The organism is Streptomyces sp. 3214.6 (genome assembly GCF_900129855.1).
Classification (GTDB): Bacteria; Actinomycetota; Actinomycetes; order Streptomycetales; family Streptomycetaceae; genus Streptomyces; species Streptomyces soliscabiei.
Genome location: NZ_LT670819.1, coordinates 1,689,967 through 1,713,544 on the forward strand (window position 1 = coordinate 1,689,967; position 23,578 = coordinate 1,713,544).

Consider the following 23,578-nt stretch of genomic DNA (forward strand, 5'->3'; position numbering starts at 1 on the left):
TCCCCCGAGCAGAACCATGTGACATATTACTGTCGTGACCAAGCGACCGAGCGGTGACGTCGTGGTCGTCGGCGCCGGCATGGTGGGCGCCGCCTGCGCGCTGTACGCGGCCCGTACCGGGCTTGAGGTGGTGCTGGTCGACCGCGGTCCCGTGGCAGGCGGCACCACCGGCGCCGGCGAGGGCAACCTCCTCGTCTCCGACAAAGAGCCAGGGCCCGAGCTCCAACTGGCCCTGCTGTCCGCCAGGTTGTGGGCCGAGCTGGCCCAGGAGCTGGGCACAGCCGTCGAGTACGAGCCCAAGGGCGGCCTCGTCGTCGCGTCCGCCCCCGAGACCCTCACCGCCCTGACGGATCTGGCAACCGGACAGCGGGCGGCCGGGGTGGAGACAGTCCACGTCGGAGCGGACCAACTCCACGACCTGGAACCGTACTTGGCCCCCGGCCTCGCGGGCGGTGTGCTGTATCCGCAGGACGCCCAGGTCATGCCCACCCTTGCCGCCGCGCACCTCGTACGGGCCTCGGGCGCGCGGCTGGAGACCGGTCGCACCGTGACACGGATCCTGCGCGGCGCCGACGGCGCCGTCCGGGGCGTGCGGACCGACCGGGGCGACCTCCTCGCGCCGGTCGTGGTGAACGCGGCCGGGACCTGGGGTGCGCAGGTCGCCGAACTGGCGGGGGTGCGGCTACCGGTACTCCCCCGCCGGGGCTTCGTCCTGGTCACCGAGCCGCTGCCGCGCCGGGTGCGGCACAAGGTGTACGCCGCCGACTACGTGGCCGACGTGGCGAGCGACTCGGCCGCCCTGCAGACCTCACCGGTCGTCGAGGGGACCGCCGCCGGGCCGGTGCTGATCGGCGCGAGCCGGGAACGGGTCGGCTTCGACCGGTCCTTCTCGCTGCCGGTCGTCCGCGCCCTGGCGGCGGGGGCGACCCGCCTGTTCCCGTTCCTGGAGCAGGTACGGGCGATGCGCACGTATCTCGGCTTCCGCCCGTACATGCCCGACCACCTCCCCGCCATCGGACCCGACCCGCGCGTGCCCGGGCTGTTCCACGCCTGTGGCCACGAGGGCGCGGGCATCGGGCTCGCCACCGGCACCGGCCACCTGATCGCGCAGACCCTCGCCGGTCAGGGCCCGGAACTGAGCCTGACACCGTTCCGCCCCGACCGCTTCGACCACCCCGACCGCTCCGCCCGGGAGGCCGCGCCGTGAACCCCCTGAAGCTGGTCCGGGCTCGCCCCGGCACCCCGTTCACCCTCACCTTCGACGGCCGGGAGATCGAGGCACTGCCCGGGCAGACGATCGCCGCCGCGCTGTGGTCGTCCGGTGTCACGGCCTGGCGCACCACACGGGCCGGAGGGCGTGCGCGCGGGGTCTTCTGCGGGATCGGCGTCTGCTTCGACTGCCTGGTGACCGTCGACGGCCGCCCCAACCAACGCGCCTGCCTGGTGCCTGCAGCGCCGGGCGCGGACATCCGCACGCAGGAAGGGACGGGCCACGATGACTGAGCGGCACCCGGTGCTCGCGGTGATCGGCGCGGGCCCGGCCGGGCTCGCCGCCGCGTCGGCAGCCGCGGCGCACGGCGTGCGGGTGGTGCTGATCGACTCCGCCGCCGAGGCGGGCGGACAGTTCTACCGGCAGCCCGCACCCGCACTCCGCGCCCGTCGCCCCCAGGCACTCCACCACCAGTGGGGCACCTGGGAGCGACTGCGCGCCGGACTCGACACCCACCTCGCCGCCGGACGCGTCACGCATCTGAGGGAGCGTCATGTGTGGTGTGTGGAACGGGAGTCGAACGGCTCGGTTGGATCAGCCGGCTTCACCGTGCACGCACTGACGGGTCCTGAGCAGGAGGAGTCCGTCGCGGTCCGCGCAGACGGGGTGCTGCTGGCGAGCGGCGGCTACGAGAAGGTCCTGCCGTTCCCCGGCTGGACCCTGCCCGGTGTGATCACCGCGGGCGGCGCCCAGGCCCTGTTGAAGGGCGGACTCGTGCTGCCCGGCCGTACGGCGGTGGTGGCCGGCACGGGCCCCCTGCTGCTGCCCGTCGCGGCCGGCCTCGCCGCTGCGGGAGCGCGGGTCGTCGCCCTGGTCGAGTCGGCCGAGCCGGGGAACTTCGTGCGTCGCGCCCCGGCCTGGGCCACAGCCCCTCGGAAGCTGGCCGAAGGCGCCGGGTACGCGGCCCGACTCCTGCGCCACCGCATCCCGGTGAAGACCCGTCACCTGGTACTGGAAGCGCACGGCGCCGAACGGCTGGAGTACGTCGTCGTCGCAGCGCTGAACGCCGAGGGCCGGCCGGTGCCCGGTTCCGAGCGACGTGTCCCCTGCGACACCCTCGCCGTCGGGCATGGTCTGCTGCCGCACACCGATCTCGCCGAGGGGCTCGGCTGTCGCCTCGACGGGCCGGGCGTGCGCGTCGACGACGAGCAGCGCACCGACGTCCCCGGCGTTTGGGCCGCCGGGGAGACCACGGGCATCGGCGGCGCGGAGCTGTCGCTCGCCGAGGGGCATATCGCCGGACGGTCGGCGGCGGCCAGGCTGACCGGCACGGTTCCCGAACCACGGGCGTGGGCGCCGGCCGCCCGAGCCCGGACCCGGCTGCGGTCGTTCTTCGCGGCACTGGACGGCGCGTATGCCGCACGGCCCGTCCGGTGGACGGACCAGGTGAGCGACGAGACGGTCGTGTGCCGTTGCGAGGAGGTCACCGCCGGCGCCGTCCGCGAGGCCGTCGGCACACTCGGCGCGGGTGACCTGCGCACCGTGAAACTGCTGACCCGGGCCGGTATGGGCTGGTGCCAGGGCCGGATGTGCGAGCCCGGCGTGGCCGGTGTCGCCGGCTGTGAGCTCACCCCGGCCCGCCGGCTGCTGGCCCGCCCCGTGCCCTTGGGGGTGCTGGCCACCGCGCCGACCGAACCCACACCGACGACCCAGTGATATGTCACATGCCACTCTCATCCCACACGCCAAACGCCACTCTCCCACCACTCATCGAACGCTCATCGAGCGCTCATCGAACGCCACATGAAAGGGACCTCGGATGACCGCCCCCACCCCTCCCCCCGGCCCCGCCGAGCCCCGGCATCGTCCCTGGCGTGGTGTCCTCGTCGCCACCGCGCTCCCGCTCAAGCGTGACCTCTCCGTCGACTACGACCGGTACGCCGAACACTGCGCCTGGCTGGTGGCGAACGGCTGTGACGGCGTCGTGCCCAATGGCTCACTGGGCGAGTACCAGGTGCTCACGCCCGAGGAACGCACCAGGGTGGTGCAGACGGCGGTGAGCGCGATCGGCGGGGCGCGGGTGATGCCCGGGGTCGCCGCGTACGGCTCAGCGGAGGCCCGCCGTTGGGCCGAGCAGGCCGCCGAGGCGGGCTGCGAAGCGGTCATGCTGCTGCCACCCAACGCCTACCGCGCGGACGAGCGTGCCGTCGTGGCCCACTACGCGGAGGTCGCCCGGGCGGGCCTGCCGGTCGTGGCGTACAACAACCCGATCGACACCAAGGTCGACCTCGTGCCCGAACTGCTGGCGCGGCTGCACGGCGAGGGTCTCATCCACGGCGTCAAGGAGTTCTCCGGTGATGTCCGACGCGCCTATCGGATCGCCGAACTCGCCCCCGAACTGGACCTGTTGATCGGCGCCGACGACGTGCTGCTGGAGTTGGCCGTGGCAGGGGCCAAGGGTTGGGTGGCGGGCTACCCCAACGCGCTGCCGAAGGCCTCGGTGCAGCTGTACCGGGCGGCCGTCGCCGGTGATCTCACCACGGCGCTCCCCCTGTACCGTCAGCTCCATCCGCTGCTGCGCTGGGACTCCCGCGTCGAGTTCGTCCAGGCGATCAAACTCTCGATGGACGTCGTGGGCCGCCACGGCGGCGGCTGCCGTCCGCCACGGGTCCCGCTGCTGCCGGACCAGGAGGCGACGGTCCGCGCGGCCACCGAGAAGGCCGTCGCCGCAGGACTCGCGTAACTCCGCACCGGACAAGGGGACTTCATGCGCAGTAAGCTCGTCCTGCACGCCGTCGACTCGCACACCGAGGGCATGCCCACCCGCGTGATCACCGGCGGGATCGGCACCATCCCCGGCGCGACGATGAACGAGCGGCGGCTGTACTTCCGTGAACACCGCGACGACGTCAAGCAGTTGCTGATGAACGAGCCGCGCGGGCACTCCGCGATGAGCGGCGCCATCCTCCAGCCGCCCACCCGGCCGGACTGCGACTGGGGCGTCGTCTACATCGAGGTCTCCGGCTATCTGCCGATGTGCGGGCACGGCACGATCGGGGTGGCGACGGTGCTCGTCGAGACGGGCATGGTGGAGGTCGTCGAGCCGGTCACCACCATCCGCCTGGACACCCCGGCCGGACTCGTCGTCGCCGAGGTGACGGTCGAGGACGGCGCGGCCACGTCCGTGACCTTGCAGAACGTCCCCTCCTTCGCGGTCGCGCTGGACCGTAAGGCGACCCTGCCCGACGGGAGCAGCGTGACATACGACCTGGCGTACGGCGGCAACTTCTACGCGATCCTGCCGCTGGAGGAGTTCGGGCTGCCCTTCGACCGTGCTCGAAAGGACGACATCCTGCGGGCCGGCCTGTCCCTGATGGAGGTGATCAACTCCGAGGAGGAGCCGGTCCACCCCGAGGACCCGTCCATCCGCGGCTGCCACCACGTCCACTTGTACGCGCCCGGCGCCACCGCCCGGCACTCGCGGCATGCGATGGCCATCCACCCCGGCTGGTTCGACCGCTCGCCCTGCGGTACGGGGACGAGCGCGCGCATGGCGCAACTGCACGCCCGGGGCGAGCTGCCGTTGCACACCGAGTTCGTGAACGAGTCCTTCATCGGCACCCGCTTCACGGGGCGGCTGCTCGGCATGACGGAGGTCGCCGGCCGCCCAGCGGTGCTGCCCAGCTTCACCGGCCGCGCCTGGATCACGGGAACGGCCCAGTACCTGCTGGACCCGACGGACCCGTTCCCGGCGGGGTTCGTCCTGTGACGCCTGAGAGCGGCCCCTGAAAATGAGAGTTGACAGGGCCTCTGACGCGTAAATACCTACCGGCGTGGGCAAAACCGCAGGTAGCTGACCAGCTGACCTCCGCCTCCTGCGCTGCCACCCCGCAACGCGGTGTTGATCAAGGGCTATGGGGCCTTCAGCGTGCCCATTTACCCCTCCCACGGCGGCCGGCGAAGCCGCCCTGGATCGCTGACCTGCGTTCAGCCGATCGGGCAGGACGATGTGAACGTCTGAGCGTTAAATCGAGCGCGCGTCGCCTTGTATAGGACTGTTCGGACTACTTCTACGGCCCCGACATCACACCACGGCGTGCGGGCTGGCACCTTCGCGCGCATGCGCCCCTCACCCGTACCCCGCCGCTGGGACAACAGCCCGATCTCTTCCCATCCGCGACGCTCCCTGTGTGTAGATCCCGACAGCCCTAGCCGACTTCTGCGTTGTGCCCAGCGCGGCCGCTGCCGTGAATGCGGCAATCCAGCCGAGTGGTCTCTGGTGACGGCAGCGCCTGGTGCCGACTCACCCACGCGAGCATCTGCCCGGCCCAGGGGAGCGTGAAGTGCAGCGCCTCCGCTCTTACGGTCACCACGCGGTGCCGCGCACTCGCCGGCGCGTCGAACGCACGGGGTCGCCGTTAGGGTCTTTTCGGCGGCGATCCCGTTCTCCTCGCCAATGAAGACTGGAGCTAATAAGCTATGCCTATGTCTGAACTCGCGAGCGAACGCTACACCGACCGCATCGCCACCGGACCGCTCATCCTCGTCCAGGAGGTCCTGAACACCCGTGCCGCCGGCAAGCCCGCACTCGAGGACCTGCTCTCGACGCCGGCTTCTGCGACGTCATGGCTCTCCAGTGCGCTGGACGAATGGAGTCGACGCTCCGGGGCGGAGGCGCCGGCAATCGAGGTCGACGAACCGGGGCTGGTGCGGCTTCAGCAGCTGCGCGCCTCGCTGCAGATGGCGGTGTCGGGTGCGGTACGCGACGCTCCGGTCCGATCCGCGCCCAAGGGGGTGAGCGGCGCGCTCGAGGTGCGGATCGACGGCGACGGCGTTTTCTCGCTGGCGCCGCGCGGCAAGGACGCCGGTTGGGTCGTCGCGGCCGTGCTCAACGAGATCACGAACGCCCAACTGACTGACACATGGCGTCGTTTGAAGATGTGCCGCAACCGGGTCTGCTCGGTTGCGTTCTATGACGGCACGAACCCCAACAACGGCGTCTGGCATGACGTGCGCATCTGCGGTAACGCCGTGAACCTGCGGGCCTCGCGCCAGCGCCGGGCGGCCGCGCGCGCGTAACGCGCCGCAGGACCGCCCGACCATACGGGCGCCGGCTGCTCAGCCTTTCGCGGCCCGGCAGGAGCCCCACAGAGCACCGGGATTGATGCGCGACGGGTGGCGCTCGAGCATGTACTCGTAGAGCTCGAGGGTGCTGCCGGTGCGACGCACCCCGCTGTTGAAATCAAGGATGTAACGACGGGTCTCCTCTATGTGACGAGGCTCGTCGCCGGCGGCCGGATCCTTGTGTCCCGCCACGATCGCGGTCGGCGCCAGCGCCTCGACCGTGTCGAGAGCCCTCAGCCACTCGGCTCGCCCGTCCGCGTCCGACGCCGCCAGCATGAGGTGCACGTTGTTGTAGATCACGTCGCCCGCGACGATCAGCCCCAGGTCGGGAACGTGCAGGCAGGTGGTGTTGTCGCTGTCCGTGTGTCCCAGGCGGACCGGGCGGACCTCCGCCCCGCCCACCGTCAGGACGTCGCCCTCCAGCGGTTCGGCGAGCACCAGTTGCTCAGGGATCTGCTCCGGGAACCAGGCGCGCCAGACCGCCTTGAGGACCTCGGGCGAGGACTGGTAGGCCATGTCCTCGACGACCTCGGGCAGCGCGAAGGCCCGCGCACCGGGGTACTGCTGCAGAACGGCTCCGAGACCGAACCAGTGGTCCCCGTGGCCGTGCGTGACGTACACGCTCGTCACAGGTGCCTCACGCTCGCTGAGCCAGTGCAGCAGGCCCTCTGACTGCGCGATCGTGAAGAGCGGATCCACCAGCAGTGCCTCTCCCCCGTTCGAGATGAGGACGCTCGACGTCGGCGACCAGGAACGCTCGCTCTGATCGGGCGGAACGTCGGAGTTGGTGGTCGGCATGCCGTCCGCGATGTGCACGGCGTAGGTCAAGGCGCTCGACGTCATTGTTGGACTCCTCGGATTCTCGGGTGGTCGCTCCCACTCCGGCCGGAACGTGGAAGGAGCCGGAAGTCCCGGTCCTCGTTCCGTCACTCACAGAGCGATGACATTGACGCAAGCATAGACCCTATGCTTACGTCATAGAGCTCGCGTCGACCGAGAATCCCGAGAGCCACTGGCTCCGATTCGTCGCCGCAAGAGAGCGATCGTCAAAGGAGACACGAGATGAACAGCCCAGCGACGCAGGCTCCGACCGCGGTGCTCGTCCACGGATACCTGGACGACGGCGCCATCTGGAACAGCGTCCGCACCGTCCTCGACGAGCGGTCGATCCCCTCGATCGCGTTCGAGCTCGCCGGCATGGGTACGCGCGCCTCGGATCACGGGCCGTTCACACTCGCCCGCTGGGCCGACGACCTCGAGAGCGTCGTGCGCTCGACGGAGGGCCCCGTCGTGCTCGTCGGCCACAGCATGGGAAGCCAGATCGCCGAGCTCGCCGCCGCCCGCCTGGCCGAGCAGGTGCGTTCGCTCGTCCTGGTCAACCCGATCCCCCTGGCGGGCACTCACCTCCCCCCGGAGCAGATCGCCCCCTTCCAGGCACCCGATCTCGGACTCGACGCGCAGCGTGCCTTCCGCGGCGCTCTCGCCACCGCGTTCCCGGCCGAGGAAAATGACCGGCTCGCCCAAGTGACGCTGCACGTCGACCCGTCGACGATCTCCGACACGGCGACCGCGTGGAACAACGGGCACCCGGACGGACAACAGCCCACCAAGTTCCACGGGAGCGTCGCCATCCTGCGCGGGGAGAACGACCCCTTCGTCACGGAAGAGGTCGTCTCCGCGTATGTCGCGCCCCGCTTCCCCGGCGCCGCCTCGCAGACGATCACCGGCGCGGGTCACTGGGCGCACGCCGAGAACCCGGCAGCCGTCGCCGCCGTCGTCACGGCGGTCGTCGAGGAGATCGCGTCGAACCCCGCCGACGGCCGCCCGGCCAAGGCCTGGACGAGTGCGTTCGAGCAGCGCACCGAGGAGTCCTTCGCGGCCGCCCTCTCGCCGAACGTGCGGATGGAGGCGAGCGCCCTCGCCAAGCCCCTGGAGCGCAAGGAGCAGGTCGAGGCCCTCATGGCCGCGGTGAGCTCCGCGTACGAGCGGCTCGAGTTCGTCCGGAAGGTGCAGGACGGCCCGCGGACGTATCTGGAGTGGGAGGCCAGCGCGTTCGGTGGCTTCGAGATGAAGGGGATCACGATCCTCACACGTGATGACGAAGGGCTCATCACGGAGATCGCCATCCACCACCGCCCCCTCGGCGCCGTGGTGCAGATCAACGCGAAGGTCGGGGCGCCCCTGACCGCGGCCGGCCTCATCCCCGCCGAGTACTTCAACTTCACGGAAGGCGAATGACCATGACCGAACGCATCGACGTAGAGTTCACGGCGGACGGGGGCGTGACTCTGCGCGGCTGGCTCTACCTGCCGGACGCCGAGGGCCCGCGCCCCGCGATCACGATGGCGCACGGATTCGGCGGCAACCGCGAGATGGGCCTCGACCCGTACGCGCGCAAGTTCGCCGACGCCGGGTTCGTGGTGCTCGTCCACGATCACCGCACGTTCGGCGCCAGCGACGGCGAGCCCCGCAACGACGTCGACCCGTGGCGTCAGATCGCGGACTGGCGCCGCGCGATCAGCTTCCTGGAGGCCCGGCCGGAGGTCGACGCGGACCGCATCGGGGTGTGGGGCACGAGCTTCGCGGGCGGTCACGCGATCGTGCTCGGCGCGACCGACGTGCGGATCAAGTGCGTGGTGTCGCAGGTGCCCACCATCAGCGGATTCGAGCAGTGGCAGCGCAAGGTCCCGCCGGAGCGCATCGCCGCCTTCGAACTCGCCCAGGCGGAGGACGAACGCGCCCTGGCCGCCGGCGGTGAACTGCGGTACCAGACGTCCATCGGCGACGATCCGGCCGACCCGGCCCTGTACCCCAGCCCGGACGCGCTGCGGTTCTACCGTGACCTGGTTCCGCCGGGCCGCGAGAACAACACGGTGACGGCTCGCTCCAGCCGGGCCGCGCGGCTGTACGAGCCGGGAGTATGGATCACCCGGGTCTCGCCCAAGCCGCTCATGATGATCGTCGGGACCGGCGAGACGGTGATCCCGACCGACATCCAGCTGGCCGCCTTCGAGCGAGCACTGTCCCCGAAGAAGCTGGTCCTGGTGCCCGGCGGGCACTTCGACGCCTACAAGGTGCACTTCGAGGAAACCAGCGGCGCCGCGCTGTCGTGGTTCCAAACTCACCTCGACCCGGTCCCGGCCTCAACCGGCTCGTGAGACGGAGGCGGTTCCGGCCACTGCTGGAACCGCCTCCCCAGGCGGGTGACCGCCGCCGCCTCTCTCCCTGGCGGAGCGCTTCCGGAACGTGGCTGCCACGGTCACGCGCCACCTGGCCCGGTCGGCCATGACATGGGCGCGTCGTCGAGTGCCGTACCGACCCGTTCACCGCCGCCGTGTATGTAGCCAGCGCGGACGTGCAGAAGCCCCGTCGCGGGCGGCGGCTGTAGCGCTTGGGGCGGTGCAGGTTGCAGTGCTCGCGCCGGCAGCTGAGGCGCGCCCGCGGCGATCGCGGTCGGCGAGCGTCCGCAGGACAGCCGGTTGGCGAGCGGATCTGGGCTGTGGGCAGCTTCGGACAAGCGTTGAAGTCGTCCTCCACGACGGCCAGGGGCACGCCGATGGGAGGCGCCTGCCAACGGGGCGGACGCGGCGCCGGTGCTCCCCATTCAGGCCACGACTGCGGACGTGCGTCACCGACCTGGCGGACTGCTTCCAGTCGTCGGCCCCTGCGGTGAGCTCCGTCCGCGTGTCCTGGCGAGGTCGCCGGGGCACACGGACGGCCCGATGGGCGGCCCGCTGAGGGCCGTCCCGACCCGAGTGCCGCAGCGGCCGTGATCCGGCGTGGTGAAAGCGAGATCCCACCCACCCGGCGAGGAACCTACTGGGCCGCAGAGGGACGTTCCGTTTTCGTGAACGCCCCTCAGATCAGAACATGGTGTTGTCGTTGACGGAAGTGGCCGGCACGTCCTGAAGCACGTCCCAGTGCTCTACGATCTTCCCGCCCTGTACCCGGAACAGATCCACGACCGACTGCCCGCGCCCGCCGGGCGCGTTCACGTAGTGACTGTGGACGGCGACCAGTTCTCCCTCGGCGACAATGCGCTTGCGGGAGACGGTCAGTTCCGGGAACGCCCGGAAGTACGCCCCAAGCCCGTCCCGCGCACCGGCCACACCATCCGCGATGCCGGGATTGTGCTGGTGGTACCCGGCGCTCCAGTACAGGTCGAGCGCGGACAGATCCTTGTCGACGATGAGCCGGTCGAATGCCTTGGTGACGAGCGCCTTGTTGGCGGCGGTGAGCGAGCGCGGACCAGGTTGCCCGGTCTGCGGCCGACTGACGGTGGAGAACATGTCGTTGCCGTTGACGCTGCCGTCGGGGACGTCCTGCAGGGTGGCCCAATGCTCGGCGATCTTGCCGTCCTGGAACCGGAAAATGTCCATGACGGCCGAGCCTCGACTTCCCGGCGTCAGTACGAGGTTGGAGTGCACCACGACGAGGTCGTTCTCGGAGATGACCCGCTTGACGTCGTACTTGGTGTCGGGGAACTGCTGATGCAACCCGGCAGCGAAGTTCTTCAACGCCTCGGCGCCGTCGGACGCGAGGGGGTTGTGCTGGATGTAGTCGGCCCGCACGAACCTGTCCACGACCTCGGTGTCACCCCGCTCGAACGCTTCCTTGAGGACGCATACGGCAACGGTCTTCTGGTAGTCGAGCCGGGCGCCGCCGTCGACGTGCCCGATGGCGTGACCCGCACTGACGGGCGGCGAGGCGAAGGGTACGGTCGCGGTGCCCAGCAGGGCGGACGTGGCGACCGTGGCGACGAGGACGCGACGGGTGGTCATGCAGTCGGACTGACTCAGTTCTTGGGGCCGAACATGTAGGCGTTGGCGACGTCGATGAGGGCTGCGCCCTGGTAGGCGGGGTAGCGCTCGGTGATGGCCTTCTTGTAGGCGTCGCCGTCGTCACCGAGCAGCTCCCGGCCGGCGTTGACGTAGTCGGTGAGCTCGGCCCAGACGGCGGGAGTGGTCGGCTCGCCGTGGCCGGGCAGGATGGTGTCGTACTCGGTCTCGGCCGCGAAGCGGTCGATGTTGGCCTGCCAGCCGTCGAAGTCCTTGTCCAGGAACCACAGGTGAGTGTGGTTGTAGACGACGTCCTGAGCGACCAGGACACCCTCCTCGGGCAGCTTGATCACGAGGGTGGTGTGGATCTCGCCGCCGGTGACCTTCTCGAACACGAACGGGATGCCGTCGATGACCTCGGTGCCCGGGGTGATCTCCACGGTCGGAGTCATGGCGGCGAGCGGGATCGCGGTGCCGGTGGGCAGATCCGTCTTGGCGCCCATGGCGACGATCTCCGCGGTGGTCTCCGGCAGGGCGTGCACCGGGACGCCGAAGCGGGCCGCGCCCTGGTAGTGGTCCGGATGCGCGTGGCTGATGACGAGGCGGTCAAGCGGCTTGCCCAGGCTCTTGGCGTAGGCGACGACCTCGTCGGCGTAGGCCAGGACGAACTGCGCGTCGACGGCGATGATCCGCAACGGCGTCTCGATCAGCTGGGTGGTGACGCCCAGGCCGTCCTCGGGCGAGACGTAGCTGTGGATGCGGACCTGGCCCTTGTCGATGACCGTGAGGGTGCCGTGCATGACTGTGCTCCTGTCGGAATGCGGATGAGCGGTGATGAGGGGCCGCGGGGAGGGGCGGACGCTGATGGCCGGCACACGACCGGCCATCGGCCGCAACGGACACAGCCGGCTTTCCGCTGGCTTTCCACTCCACGGGCCCGCGTCCCTGGAACAACTCCATACTGGGACGGAACCGGAGACCCTGCGAGGTACGCTGCGGTCTCGTGATGGTCCACAGGCGACAAGCGCGGCAGAAGCTCGGTCGGCGGGAGACAGGCCTGCCGAAGGTGGTTTTCCATCCTCCGGCCGGAACCCCGGCGGGTGTGGAGGTCATGACCCTGGCCGACTTCCGCGACCGCATCCGTGACTGGCCCTGGCACATCGCCACCCCGCACCGGCAGGACTTCCACGGCCTGATGCTGGTCACCGCCGGCACCCTGCGCCACCGCGTCGACTTCACCGGGTACGTACTGCCGCCCGGTTCCTGGCTGTGGATCCGGCCGGGCCAGGTGCACCAGTGGCAGAACCTTGACCAGGTCGAGGCCGTCCTGATCTTCTTCCAGGAGGACTTCGTCGCCCCCGAGACCGCGGAACTGACCGCACTCGGCACCGGCACTGCCCCGACGCCCTTGTACAGCCCCGATCCTTCGGAGGCCCCCGTGCTGGCAGCCGCGGCCGAGCAACTGGCCGCGGAGTTCTCTCAGTGGGACCGCCGTCCGCTGCCGGTGCACACCGCCCTGCTGCACCGCCTGCTCGACGTCGTACTCCTGCGCCTGGCCCACCTGCAGCAGCACGACCAGGCTGCGGAATCAGCCCCCGAGCCCTTCCTGCGCTTCCGCGACGCTGTCGAACGCGGTTTCTCCCGCACCCATCGCATCGACGACTACGCCCGCGAACTCGGCTACTCCACCCGCACCCTCACCCGCGCCACCCAGACCGCGGCGGGCCTAAGCGCCAAGGACTACCTCGACCAACGCCTCGTCCTGGAGGCCAAACGACTCCTCGCCCACGGCACCGAACCCGCCTCCACCATCGCAGCCCACCTCGGCTTCACCAGCGCCACCCACTTCGGCAAGTTCTTCCAACGCCACACCGGCCGCACCCCCCTGGCCTTCCGCGCCTCCCAACGTGCGTCGCCGCCTGCGTAGCCGCCCACGCCACCGGACTGCGTGAACGAGTTCGGCGAGGGCTGCTTTGGGCGCTGGCCCGTTGGAGTCACGAGCAACGCATTCCATCCCTTGGGCCAAAAGCCTGACTGGGCCGATCGCGCCGTCTCGAAGGGGGGCGTCGAACCCGGTCGCAGCAGTTCGCCCTTCCAAGGCGGGCACTTCCGGCTCAGCCTCCGAACACCTCCGGCGGCACCCCCAGTTCCTTGGGTCCGACAAGCCCGAACGAGGGGCCTCGAGTGAGCCAGAGCAGCATGGGCAGGGCACGGTCGGGGTGCCGCCGACTCATTTCGCGGGCGATGTCGGCGACGGGTACCCGTGGCTTGGCCACCTCCTGGTAGTCCTCCAGCCAGGCGCGGGTGTCGTCGAACACCTCTTCCCCGCCCACCGGGCCATGGCCCGGGACCACGATCCGATGTTCTCCCAGCGCCTGGACCTGGTCCAGGGCGGTGAGCCATGACGCGGGGTTGTTGGTGTCCGCCATGTAGCAGTGCGAGTGGTGGTTGAGCAGGTCCCCGGCGATCACGGCTTGCGCGTCGGGCACGTGGAAGGCGGTCGCGTGCACCGTCTCGGCCACCGGGAGGTCCACGAAGACCACCGCGTGCCCCTCCAGGGAATAGCTGTCCCCGGTCAGCAGCTCGGGCACCGGCATCTCGTCCGGGATCTGGTCACCGTAGGCTTCCTGCCAGTGCAGGCGCTTGGCCGGCCACTCCAGGATCCCGTCGATGACGCCCTGCCGGGCCAGGATCGGGGCGTTGGGGAAGGCGGAGGCGATCTCACCCATGCCGCCGTAGTGGTCCGGGTGCGCGTGCGTGATGAAGGCCGCCTTGAGCTGTTTACCGCTGTCACGGACGCGATCGGCGAGTTCGCGCGCCTCGTCGATGACGAACTGCACGTCGATCAGGATCGCGTCGTGCTCGCCGCTGATGAGGACGCAGTTCGGCGACAGAGCCGCTTCGGAACCCGCGAACACATCGAAACGAAGCCCGTTCCGCTGCTCCGAGAAGATAGTGGTGAGCATGGGTCGCTCCTCTCTGACCGACCCTTTTCGTGCCACTCAATGCGTGGCACCCTCTGAGCCGTGCGGTAACGCTAAGGAAACCTGGGAATCCATGACATGACTGGGAGCGCGCCGTTTTCGGCACCACAGCGCAGCTATGAAGCCGAAAGGCGTTTCACCACGTTCGGCCTGGACCATGACCCGTGGGACTACTGGAGCGAGGTGACCCGCACGGCGTTCGTCGCCATGCGTGCGGCCGCACTGCCCGGCTCGGCTCCCGTCCCAGGTAAGCACGGCTTCGCTGCGTCCGCTGTCGCCCGGGTGACGGGCGGGCTGCTGGTCAGCACCATGCGGGCGGATCCGCATGAGGCCGCTCGTACGCCTGACCTGGTCAGGAGGGCGGCAGGAGAGGACTTCTTCCTGACGCTGCTCACCGAGGGATCGGCCAGGCTCCGGCAAGGCGACCACGCCGCCGAGATGGGTCCCGGCGACTTCGCTCTCGTGGACAGCGCCCACCCCTATGTGTTCCGCTTCGACCGCCCGTTCCGCTCGGTGGTCCTTCAGATACCCCGCGCGATGCTCACCTCCCGCTGCGCCGTCGCCGAGCACGTCACCGCCGTACCGTTCCGGACCACGGGCGGCACGGGCGCCTTCGTCAGCCCTGTCCTGCGCGCCCTGGCCGAACAAGGTCATGACCTTGGCGAGGCGACCACCGCATCCTTCATGAGGAACCTTCTCGATCTCCTGGCCACCGCGTGTGACGCTCTCGGCTCGGACGTCTCCGGGAAGTCGGGTGCGGCCGTTCACCGACGTGATCTTCGCCGGGCCAAGGCCCACCTCGCGGACCGGCTCCACGACCCCGGCCTCACGCTGCTGGCCGCCAGCCACGACCTGGGCTTTTCACTGCGTTATCTGCACGAGCTGTTCCGCGAGGCCGACACCACACCGCGCGCATGGCTCTATGCCCTGAGGCTCGACCGCGCCCGCGCCATGCTGTCGGGGGCCGGATACGACGCTCAGAGCATCAGCAGCATCGCGCTGCGCGTCGGGTTCAAGGACGCTTCCCACTTCTCCCGGGCGTTCAAGTCCCGCTTCGGGACCAACCCTGCCACCTACCGCAGAACGCATTCAGATGCGGCGAGCCCGCGCTCGAACATGTTGATTGAGGTGAACAGGTAGAGGCTGGCCACGTCCTCATCACACGTCGAAGGGCGATCGGGTCCGTTGACACGCCTGGCTGGAAGGTCTGAACGGTTGTCGGGAGCAGGCGCCCTCTCCGTCTGGAGGTGGCGTTGTGACGTACGCCTCGCGATGGTGGCCGCAGAGCCGTCGTGGGAAGCCCTGGCTGCCCAGGCGGACCGCGCTCGGTGGCCCAGGAGCGGCGGCGCATCGCCGAGTCCCTACACGACAGTGTGGGCGCGATGCTGTTCGGCATCGGGTCCTCTCTGCGCCAGCTCCAGACCGAGGCGCGCGCGACACCGCACGTGTCCGGGCGGCTGTCCGTGATCGAGCATCAACTGTCCCTGGCCGGCAGCACCCTGCGCGAGCTGGTCGGTGCCGGGCCTCGGTGCCGGGGAGCCCCTCAACCCCGAAGGTATCGACCAGGTGGTCCACCAGGCCTGAGGTCTCACCATCCGCGACGGCTTCGGGCAGACCGAGACCGCCGCCCAGATCGGCAACACTCCGGGCCAGCCACTCAAGCCCGGTTCGATGGGCCGGCCGCTCACGGCAACGAGGAGCGCACCGCCGACGCCATGCGCGACGACTTCTACCGCACCGGCGACGTCGCCTCCCGGGACGCCGACGGCTACGTCACGTATGTGGGCCGCGCCGACGATGTGTTCAAAGCCAGCGACTACCGGATCTCCCTGTTCGAGCTGGAAAGCGTCCTGATCGAGGTGCTCGGCGCCGATCGCGCCGAAGCGCTACGGAGCCCCGCTCGCGGTCCAGGTCCTCTCAGCCGACGGGTTCGTGCCTGGGACACAATCGTCCATGTCGGTGATCTGGGATCAAGGTTCGGCGTCTGGGCGATGAAGGGTGACCGCGTATCGATGCGGCATCGGCTCACCTGTGCGGGAACGCCGCGGGTCGAACCATGTACTGGCGCAGGTACAGGTCGCGGTAGGTGACGGGGCCGCGGGGGCCGGGGACGCGGTCGATGTTGATGCCGGTTTCCGGCAGGCGCAGGAGCTTGAAGCCGTCGAGGAGGCGTGTGGTGGAGTTCCAGAAGACGCCTGAGCCACCGTAGGCGTCCATGAACCGGTCTGCGGTGTCCGGGTCGTGGGTGGCGATGGCGGCGGCCAGCCCGGAGGTCTCCTCATTCGCGATCCGTGCGGCTTGGACCGGGCCGTCCGCCTCGTCGATCGTCACCGTTGCCGCACGCTCGGAGTCCAGTGACCACTCGTAGCCGCGCGGGTGGGTGTGCGGCGGCAGCGATGCGGCGATGCCCAGGTCTTCGAGGGTCTGGAGAATGCCCGGCAGCAGCTTGTCGTGGACGGCCCGGTCGAGGAGAAGCAGATTGAGCCGGTTGCAGACGCCCAGCCGGTCCAGGCCGCTGGTGACCAGCTCGTGCACCAGCTTCTCGTCGGCGTCTGGGGCCACGTAGAGCACTGCGCCGCCGTCCGCGTGGGCCAGCGTGCGCACACCGTGGCGGGCGGCCTCGCGGCCGAGTTCCCGGGTGCTGTCGCCGCTGCCGCGCAGGATGACCAGGGGGATGGTGTCAGGCAACGACACCAGCGCGTATGCCGCTGCTCGGTCCTCGCTCGGCACCAGCTGAATGGCGTCCGGGTTCAGTCCCGCGTCGGTGAGAGCGGGCGTGATCACGTGGGTGACCAGGGCCTGGGAGGAGCGCAGGGCCGCCGAACCGGTGCGCAGCACGCCGCCGTTGCGGGACTTGAGGAACTGGGAGGCGACGTCGAGCGTCACATTCGGTCGCGCCTCGAAGTTCGCGCCGATGACCCCCACCGGGCGGCGGCGCTCCAGGAGGACCAGGCCGTCGGGACGCTCCTCGAGGACGCTGTCCCGCGGCTCGTGCGGCACGTCCGCCAGCGTGCGCAACGCCGCGGCCATGTCCTCGAGCCGCGGGCCGGTCAGCCGGAGGCGATCCTGCAGTGCGGCCGACATCCCGCTCGATGCGGCCGCTCGCAGGTCGGCCTGATTCGCCGCTGTCAGCAGGTCGCGCGCCGTGTGCAGTCGCTCCGCCATGGCCCGCAGGGCGGTGTCGATCTCCTCGTCCGACGCCCGGGCCAAGGCCGCCGAGCCCTGCGTCGCCCGGACCGCGCAGGCGTGCACCGCCTCCTGGACGGAGCGGGGCACGCTCATCTCGTTCCTGCTCACATCGGTCCCTTCGTGGTCCAGGCGCACTACGCGTCGGGCGACAGGAGGATCGTTCAACAATCCCGGGGCAGTGCCACTGTAAACCGCCCGGTTTCCGCAACGGAAAGGGTGCCGTTCTCTCCCGTGCCGGGTGCTCAAAAAGTGACCACCGGCTTGAGCGTGACCCCGCTCTCGCTGTCCTCGAAGGCCTGGTTGATGTCCTCGAAGTCGTAGTGCCTGATGAGTCTGTCGAACGGGAACCTGCCGGCCTCGTAGAGAGCGATCAGCTGCGGAATCAGCACCTGAGGCACGGCGTCGCCCTCAAGGACGAAGGTCACGCCGGCGCCGGTGAGCATCGAGCTGCCGATGTCGACGGGCGACTCGGTACCGGGCTTTGCCAAGCCCACGATCGCGGCGTGGCCGAGCAGGCCCATCGAGTCGATCATCTGGCGGAAGACGACCTTGTTGCCCGTCGCGTCCAGCGCGTAGTCCGCGCCGCCGCCGGTGATCTCCTTGATGCGGGCGACCGGGTCCTCGTTCCTGCTGTTGATCGTGTGTGTGGCGCCGACGCTCTTGGCGAACTCGAGGCGGCTGTCGACGATGTCGACGGCGATCATGGTCGTGGTGCCTGCGGTCACTGCCGCGAGCAGGCCGGAGAGGCCGACCGCGCCCGTGCCGAAGAGCACGAAGCTCGAGCCGGGCTTCGGCTTGAGCACGTTGAGCACGGCGCCCGCGCCGGTCAGGACGCCACAGCCGAGCGGGCCGAGGATGTCGAGCGGGGCGGTCTCGGAGACCTTCACCACGCTCCGCTCGGCGACGTTCGTCACGCCGGCGAAGGAGGACTGTCCGAAGAAGTGGGAGGAGACGGCGGAGCCGTCCTCGGCACGGAAGGCCGTGCTGCGGTCCGGGCGAGCGCCACCGAAGTTGCGCATGGCGAAGTCGGTGCAGTAGGCCGGGTGGCCGGCGTTGCAGCTGGCGCACGCACCGCAGCTGGCGAAGCTGAGCACGACGCGGTCGCCGGGCGTGATGCCGGTGACCGCGGAGCCGACCTTCTCCACGATGCCCGCGCCCTCGTGGCCGAGTACCGCCGGAAGCGGCGTGGGGTACCACTGGTCGCGCACGATCGCGTCGGTGTGACAGACACCGGTGGCGACCAGGCGAACCTGCACCTCGTCAGGGCGAGGCTCGTCGATCTCGACCTCCTGGATGACGAGCGGCTGTTCCTTGGCGGTCGCGATGGCGGCCTTCACCTTCATGACGGTCTCTTTCTGTGCATGATTCCCATACAGAGCGGCTCGGTGACGGGCACGGCAGCCATGGGCAGGGGGGTGGGTGGGCACCGTGTTCGCACGGCCTTGTGCCGTCGCGAAGCTCGGGCGTGTCAGTGGCCGGGCCCACTCGAGCGCATCTGCCACTTGGTCAGCGCACCGAAGGCCAGAACGTTGGCTCGGCGGGTGGTGAAGCGCGAGGTCAGGGTGGTCACCCAGTTGAATGTGCCGGAGACGACGCTGGGCGGAGGGTTGCGCCGGTCCAGCGTGCGCAGTGCGGTGGTGACCACCTGGCGCGGGGTCTGCAACCGGACACCGCGGGCCATGTCGTCGGAGCCGAGCGCGTCGAAGAACTCGGTGCGGGTCGGGCCCGGAGAGAGGGCGAGCACGCGCAGGCCGGTCCCTCGCGATTCCTGCCACAGCGCCTCGGTGAAGCTCAGCACGAAGGCCTTGGTCGCCCCGTAGACGGCGGCGTTCGGCCACGGCTGGTACCCGAGGGAGCTGGCGACGTTGACGAGGAAACCGGTCAGCTGGTCGATGAACGCCTTGGTGACGTCGACCAGGCTGGCCACGTTCAGACCGATCTCCTGCTGGACGCGTTCCGCGTCTTCCTGGCGGAAGGGGGCGTGGGTGCCGAAGCCGGCGTTGTTGACGAGGCTGGTGACGGTGATCCCGCGCCGGGCCACCTCCTTGGCCAGTGCTTCGCCGGCGGCCGGCACGGTGAGGTCGAAGGGCACCGCCGTGACGGTGACCTGGTACTTCGCGGACAGCTCGTCGGCCAGGGCCTCCAGCCGGTCCGCGCGGCGGGCGACCAGCACGAGGTCCGAGCCGCGCTCGGCGAGCAGGCGGGCGAACTCCGCGCCGAGTCCGGCGCTCGCCCCGGTGATCAAGGTGGTCTGGGTGCGGTAGTCGATCTTGTTCATGGCGGTCGGGGAGGCGGCGCCCTCGCGTGCCTCTTCCCCTGCTCCTTTCAATCCTTGCGACGGTCGGCGACCGTCATCCGGTGCCAGGACGGGCCCGGAGGCCCGCCTCGGCGATGGTCGTGACGTTCAGGCTGGTCGTTCCTGGTTGCGGGGGCGGTGATCACGCGCCGCGCCCGCTTGCTCGTGGCCGATCCGGCTCACGTGATGCGTCGCAGGATGCGGTCCTTGCCGCGGGTGTAGGGCGGGGTGGCCACGCCCAGCGTGTCCGGCTTGAGCGGCTTGTCGAGGACGGACTTGAGGTGACTGAAGGTGTCCAGGGAGTACGAGCCGTGGTAGCGACCCATGCCGCTCTCACCGACGCCACCGAAGGGCAGGTCGAGCGCGCCGAGCTGGAGGAGCGAGAGGCCGAAGGCCAGGCCACCGGAGGACGTCTCCGCGGTCAGGCGCCGCTTGGAGCGCTTGGACGCGGTGAAGGCGTACAGGGCCAGCGGCTTGTCCCTTCCGGTGACGAAGGCGATGGCAGCGTCCAGGTTGGGGACGCGCACGACGGGCAGGATGGGGCCGAAGATCTCGTCGCGCATCACCGGGGAGTCGGGGTCGACGTCGGCCAGCACGGTCGGGGCGATGTAGCGGGCGTCGCGGTCGTGGTCGCCGCCGACGACGGTCCGGCCGTCGTTCAGCAGGACGGTCAGCCGATCGAAGTGGCGCTCGTTGACGATACGGCCGTAGTCGTTGCTGCGAGCCGGATCGGTGCCGTACATCTCTCGGACCGCCTGCGTCAGGTGCGCCTCTATCTCGGCGCCTGCCTCACCTATCGCCAGCACGTAGTCGGGTGCGACGCAGGTCTGGCCCGCGTTCATGAACTTGCCCAGGGCGATGCGGCGGGCGGCCGTCGCGAGGTCGGTGCCGGGTTCGACGACGGCGGGGCTCTTGCCGCCCAGCTCCAGGGTGACCGGGGTGAGATGACGGGCCGCGGCGGTCATCACGATGCGCCCGACCGCGCCGTTGCCGGTGTAGAAGATGTGGTCGAAGCGCTGTTCCAGCAGGGCGGTCGTCTCCGGCACGCCGCCCTCGACGACAGCCACGGCCTGCGGGTCCAGGACCCGGGGCAGCCAGTGGGCGAGCACGGCCGAGGTCGCGGGGGCGACCTCGCTGGGCTTGAGGACGACGGCGTTGCCGGCGGCCAGGGCACCGATGACCGGCGCGAGCGCCAGATTGAGCGGGTAGTTCCAGGGCGCGATGACCAGCACCACACCCAGCGGCTCACGCACGGTCCAGGCGCGGGACGGCATGAGCGACAGGGGCACGGAGGCTCTCTTCGGACGCAGCCACCGGTCGAGATGACGCAGGGTGTGGTCGATCTCCCTGACCAGGAAGCCGATCTCCGTCATGCGCGACTCGGTCGCGCTCTTGCCGAGGTCGGTCTGCAGCGCTTGGACGAACACGTCCTCATGCTCCGTCAGCAGACGCCTCAACGCCTGCAGCTGCTGCTTCCGCCAGGCGACGGGCTTGGTGCGGCCGGTGTTGAACGTGGCCCGCAGTCGCGTGACGGTCGCCGCCGCAGAGGCCGCCGTAACGGCAATGTCCGGCTGACCGCCGGTGGGTGCGTTGGTGTTCATACCGAGGAGCATATACGAAACGAAAGCATTTCGTTTCGTATGCTTGTATACTTGTCGTGTGACCTACCGCACCCTTACTCAACGTTCCGTATGGCAGCCCGCCCGACCAGTGCGCCCCGCCGCCCATACGCCCCGCCGGATCTCTTCGGGAGCCGTCCGATGACCGAGGCTCAGGCACGCCGGGGACGCCCCCGCGATGCCTCCCGCGACCGTGCGCTGCTGGAGGCGACCATGGCCGTCCTGACCGAGAGCGGCTACCGCACGCTCACCACCGCCGCCGTCGCGTCCCGTGCCGGAGTCTCCACCGCCACTCTCTACCGCCGCTGGCCGTCCAAAGAGGTCATGGTCGTCGACGCTGCCGCCGCCTACGCCCAGGAACTCACGACACACACCGACACCGGCACACTCGAAGGCGACCTCCGCGCCCTGCTCCGGGACAAGGCGGCTTCCCTGACCGGGAAGGAAGGAGGGGTGTTGCAGACATTGATCGGGGAGGCCCGGCACAACACCCCGCTGGCCGAGGCCCTCACGAACACGTTCGTGCTGCCCATGCGCCGGCGCATGGAGGAGATCACGAAGCGTGCGGCGGAGCGGGGCGAGATCCCGCCGGTGGAGCATGCCGACCTGCTCGGCGACCTGGTCCTCGGTCCCATGGTCAGCAGGTTCTTCCTCACCCCGTTGCCGCCGGACCAGGTGGACGCGGCAACCGCGGCGGAGACCGCCGACCGCCTCCTGCCCTTTCTCCTGCGCGCCGTCGGGCACAAAGAGCACGCCTGAGCGAAGGCGGCCCCCGAACGCGCCCGAGAAGGGCACGTTCACCGGGTCGCCTTTCGCGCAGCGACGCCGCCGGCGGCGGACCGTCTTCCGGAAGACGGCCCCGGGCCACCGAGATCGGTGTCCGACTGCGCCGCGTACCTCGGAGCGTCGGGCGTCGGGCGTCGGAGGGGCAAAGGACCTCGTCGCTGCCCACAGTGCCCTGACCGGCCGGCGGCGGGGGTCAGCTGTTCAGGAAGCCCAGGATGTGCTCGGCGACGGTCTTGGGCTGCTCGAGGTGCAGGAAGTGCCCTGCGCCGGGCACCACGACGCGTTCGAAGCCGCTCGTGAACACGGCTTCCATGCCGTCGCTCAACTCCACGGCCATGCAGTTGTCGTCGGCCCCGTGGAGGTAGAGGGACGGGACGGTGATGGCACCGCTCGCCCGGGCTTCCGCAGCCTGGGTCCCCGCGTCGCCGGGAGGCGTGAACAACTGGCGGTAATAACCCAGGGTCTCGGTCAGGACTCCTGGCGCACGGAGGGTCTCCTTGAGCGCGACCCGCTCCGCGTCCGGCAGCTCGTAGCCGGGCGACCATTCCCGCCAGAGCCGGTCGATGAAGGCGAAGTCGTCGAACTCGACGGCCGCCTCCGCCATGGCCGTCTGGAAGAAGAACATGTACCAGCTGCGTCGCTGCTGGTCGCCGTCGGTGACCCATGCAGTGCGCAGTTGAGGGCCGTAGGGAACCGACATGCCGACAAGCTTGCGGACACGCGTCGCGTCGAGGCCGGCTGCCGCGTACGCCGCCCGGGCGCCGAGGTCGTGACCGATGAGGTCCGCCTGCTCACGCCCGAGCGCTTCGATCAGGGTAAGGACGTCCTGGCCGGTCGCGGACGCACGATAGGAGCCGTCGGGTGCCGCGCCACCGGGCCAGTATCCGCGCTGTGCGGGTGCTACCGCCCAATACCCTTCCTGTGCAAGGCGGTCGAGAAGTCCTGCCCAGCTGGCTGCGTGGTCGGGAAACCCGTGGAGGCACAGAACGAGTGGCCCGCTGCCAGCCTCAAGGATCGGAACCTCCAGCCTGCCGGCCTGAACCGTCCGATGACGGACACGATCGGCCGCGTGGGACGTGCCGGTCGAGGAGCCCTCGGCAAACGGCGGTCGCTGGGTCACCTGTGTCATGCGTTCGACCTCCAAGCCGCCCTAGCGGCGGCGCGGTCCCGCGGGCCCGGACCGAGTAGTGGGTTGCATGTCCTGCTCCAGCCGAAAAAGCGGCTGCCCCGTGCTCGAAGATCTGCACTGGATGCAATGAGCATAGGCACTTTGATTATGTTGCTCAAGTAGCTCTTGAGATGAGCAAATAGATCACAGTTGTTTCAGCGGGCATTCCACCGTCGGACGACTCCCGCTGGACTGGACACGAAGGGGGCCTTGTCACGACGGTGGCATCCACATCTCGCTGGGCACCGTCGACGAGGTCGGCGCCTTCGAGTTGACCGACGCACACGCTGCACCGCCGGCCATCACCTGGATCGCCCGTCGCGGGCCTGCACGTCCGGACCGGGCAGTCGGGAACAGGTCACTGTCTTCGTCATGGCCGAGGCGGAGACCATCGAGTCGACCACGTGACCCCGGACGGGGCCTT

At 69.8% G+C, this 23,578-nt stretch carries 21 protein-coding genes and 2 pseudogenes; 14 read left to right on the plus strand and 9 right to left on the minus strand.

Features of this window, described 5'->3' with window-relative positions; translation table 11 throughout:
• Positions 1-34 precede the first annotated feature (34 nt).
• From B5557_RS07550 to B5557_RS07575, 7 genes are all read left to right on the plus strand, one after another.
• Entirely contained in the window at positions 35-1,207 is a 1,173-nt protein-coding gene (locus tag B5557_RS07550; protein WP_079658395.1) for an NAD(P)/FAD-dependent oxidoreductase, read from the plus strand.
• Positions 1,204-1,503 carry a (2Fe-2S)-binding protein gene (locus tag B5557_RS07555; RefSeq protein ID WP_079658396.1) on the plus strand — a complete coding sequence of 100 codons (300 nt, stop codon included), beginning with the start codon at positions 1,204-1,206 and terminating at the stop codon, positions 1,501-1,503. The genes B5557_RS07550 and B5557_RS07555 overlap by 4 nt, the downstream gene beginning before the upstream one ends.
• Entirely contained in the window at positions 1,496-2,926 is a 1,431-nt protein-coding gene (locus B5557_RS07560) for an FAD/NAD(P)-dependent oxidoreductase (protein ID WP_079658397.1), read from the plus strand. Before B5557_RS07555 ends, B5557_RS07560 begins: the two co-directional genes overlap by 8 nt.
• Positions 2,927-3,029: 103 nt before the next feature.
• The gene (locus B5557_RS07565) at positions 3,030-3,953 is read left to right on the plus strand and encodes a dihydrodipicolinate synthase family protein (RefSeq protein WP_079658398.1); all 924 of its coding nucleotides are present in this window, start codon (positions 3,030-3,032) and stop codon (positions 3,951-3,953) included.
• 24 nt (positions 3,954-3,977) lie between these two features.
• Positions 3,978-4,979 (plus strand): proline racemase family protein, encoded by a 1,002-nt coding sequence (locus B5557_RS07570; RefSeq protein ID WP_079658399.1) that lies wholly within the window; start codon positions 3,978-3,980, stop codon positions 4,977-4,979.
• 351 nt (positions 4,980-5,330) lie between these two features.
• Positions 5,331-5,552, plus strand: a complete 222-nt coding sequence (locus tag B5557_RS44910; protein ID WP_231976286.1) for a DUF6083 domain-containing protein — start codon at positions 5,331-5,333, stop codon at positions 5,550-5,552.
• A 143-nt stretch (positions 5,553-5,695) separates the two neighbouring features.
• Positions 5,696-6,289, plus strand: a complete 594-nt coding sequence (locus B5557_RS07575; RefSeq protein ID WP_099935525.1) for a CGNR zinc finger domain-containing protein — start codon at positions 5,696-5,698, stop codon at positions 6,287-6,289.
• Positions 6,290-6,328: 39 nt separating this feature from the next.
• Here B5557_RS07575 and B5557_RS07580 read toward each other — a convergent pair whose 3' ends face one another.
• Positions 6,329-7,177 carry an MBL fold metallo-hydrolase gene (locus tag B5557_RS07580; RefSeq protein ID WP_079658401.1) on the minus strand — a complete coding sequence of 283 codons (849 nt, stop codon included), beginning with the start codon at positions 7,175-7,177 and terminating at the stop codon, positions 6,329-6,331.
• A 219-nt stretch (positions 7,178-7,396) separates the two neighbouring features.
• Between B5557_RS07580 and B5557_RS07585 the strand changes: the two genes are divergently transcribed.
• Together B5557_RS07585 and B5557_RS07590 are read left to right on the plus strand one after the other, a co-directional pair.
• Positions 7,397-8,572, plus strand: a complete 1,176-nt coding sequence (locus B5557_RS07585) for an alpha/beta fold hydrolase (RefSeq protein WP_079658402.1) — start codon at positions 7,397-7,399, stop codon at positions 8,570-8,572.
• A gap of 2 nt (positions 8,573-8,574) precedes the next feature.
• Positions 8,575-9,492, plus strand: coding sequence for an alpha/beta hydrolase (locus tag B5557_RS07590; RefSeq protein WP_079658403.1), 918 nt, complete (start codon positions 8,575-8,577; stop codon positions 9,490-9,492).
• A 705-nt stretch (positions 9,493-10,197) separates the two neighbouring features.
• Here B5557_RS07590 and B5557_RS07595 read toward each other — a convergent pair.
• Both B5557_RS07595 and B5557_RS07600 read right to left on the minus strand, forming a co-directional pair.
• Positions 10,198-11,115 (minus strand): nuclear transport factor 2 family protein, encoded by a 918-nt coding sequence (locus B5557_RS07595; protein WP_079658404.1) that lies wholly within the window; start codon positions 11,113-11,115, stop codon positions 10,198-10,200.
• Positions 11,116-11,129: 14 nt separating this feature from the next.
• A complete protein-coding gene (locus tag B5557_RS07600) occupies positions 11,130-11,912 on the minus strand; it encodes an MBL fold metallo-hydrolase (protein ID WP_079658405.1) in 783 nt (260 codons plus the stop codon).
• A 311-nt stretch (positions 11,913-12,223) separates the two neighbouring features.
• On the opposite strand from B5557_RS07600, the gene B5557_RS07605 reads away from it, so the two are divergent.
• Entirely contained in the window at positions 12,224-13,039 is an 816-nt protein-coding gene (locus tag B5557_RS07605) for a helix-turn-helix domain-containing protein (protein WP_231976287.1), read from the plus strand.
• A 187-nt stretch (positions 13,040-13,226) separates the two neighbouring features.
• Here the strand turns inward: B5557_RS07605 and B5557_RS07610 are convergent, their stop codons facing one another.
• On the minus strand, positions 13,227-14,078 hold the full coding sequence (locus B5557_RS07610; protein ID WP_079658407.1) for an MBL fold metallo-hydrolase: 852 nt from the start codon (positions 14,076-14,078) through the stop codon (positions 13,227-13,229).
• 96 nt (positions 14,079-14,174) lie between these two features.
• Between B5557_RS07610 and B5557_RS07615 the strand changes: the two genes are divergently transcribed.
• The 3 genes and pseudogenes from B5557_RS07615 to B5557_RS07620 form a co-directional block, all read left to right on the plus strand.
• A complete protein-coding gene (locus B5557_RS07615; protein WP_079658408.1) occupies positions 14,175-15,236 on the plus strand; it encodes a helix-turn-helix domain-containing protein in 1,062 nt (353 codons plus the stop codon).
• A 188-nt stretch (positions 15,237-15,424) separates the two neighbouring features.
• Positions 15,425-15,601: pseudogene (locus B5557_RS46160) on the plus strand (histidine kinase); the annotation flags it as partial.
• 19 nt (positions 15,602-15,620) lie between these two features.
• Positions 15,621-16,006 (plus strand): annotated as a pseudogene (locus tag B5557_RS07620) (AMP-dependent synthetase); the annotation flags it as partial.
• 115 nt (positions 16,007-16,121) lie between these two features.
• Here the strand turns inward: B5557_RS07620 and B5557_RS07625 are convergent.
• The 4 genes from B5557_RS07625 to B5557_RS07640 all read right to left on the minus strand — a co-directional run bounded on the left by B5557_RS07625 (position 16,122) and on the right by B5557_RS07640 (position 21,182).
• On the minus strand, positions 16,122-17,393 hold the full coding sequence (locus B5557_RS07625; RefSeq protein WP_231976288.1) for an aldehyde dehydrogenase family protein: 1,272 nt from the start codon (positions 17,391-17,393) through the stop codon (positions 16,122-16,124).
• Positions 17,394-17,527: 134 nt separating this feature from the next.
• Positions 17,528-18,628, minus strand: a complete 1,101-nt coding sequence (locus B5557_RS07630) for an NAD(P)-dependent alcohol dehydrogenase (RefSeq protein ID WP_079658410.1) — start codon at positions 18,626-18,628, stop codon at positions 17,528-17,530.
• Between the two features lie 125 nt (positions 18,629-18,753).
• Complete coding sequence (locus B5557_RS07635; RefSeq protein WP_331716829.1) at positions 18,754-19,614, minus strand: SDR family NAD(P)-dependent oxidoreductase; 861 nt, start codon at positions 19,612-19,614, stop codon at positions 18,754-18,756.
• Between the two features lie 146 nt (positions 19,615-19,760).
• Positions 19,761-21,182: an aldehyde dehydrogenase family protein gene (locus B5557_RS07640; protein ID WP_231976289.1), complete on the minus strand. Its 1,422-nt coding sequence runs from the start codon at positions 21,180-21,182 to the stop codon at positions 19,761-19,763.
• A gap of 159 nt (positions 21,183-21,341) precedes the next feature.
• Between B5557_RS07640 and B5557_RS07645 the strand changes: the two genes are divergently transcribed.
• Positions 21,342-21,959, plus strand: a complete 618-nt coding sequence (locus B5557_RS07645) for a TetR/AcrR family transcriptional regulator (protein ID WP_079658413.1) — start codon at positions 21,342-21,344, stop codon at positions 21,957-21,959.
• Between the two features lie 220 nt (positions 21,960-22,179).
• On the opposite strand, the gene B5557_RS07650 is transcribed toward B5557_RS07645, so the two are convergent.
• Complete coding sequence (locus tag B5557_RS07650) at positions 22,180-23,115, minus strand: alpha/beta fold hydrolase (RefSeq protein ID WP_079658414.1); 936 nt, start codon at positions 23,113-23,115, stop codon at positions 22,180-22,182.
• Between the last annotated feature and the right edge of the window lie 463 nt (positions 23,116-23,578).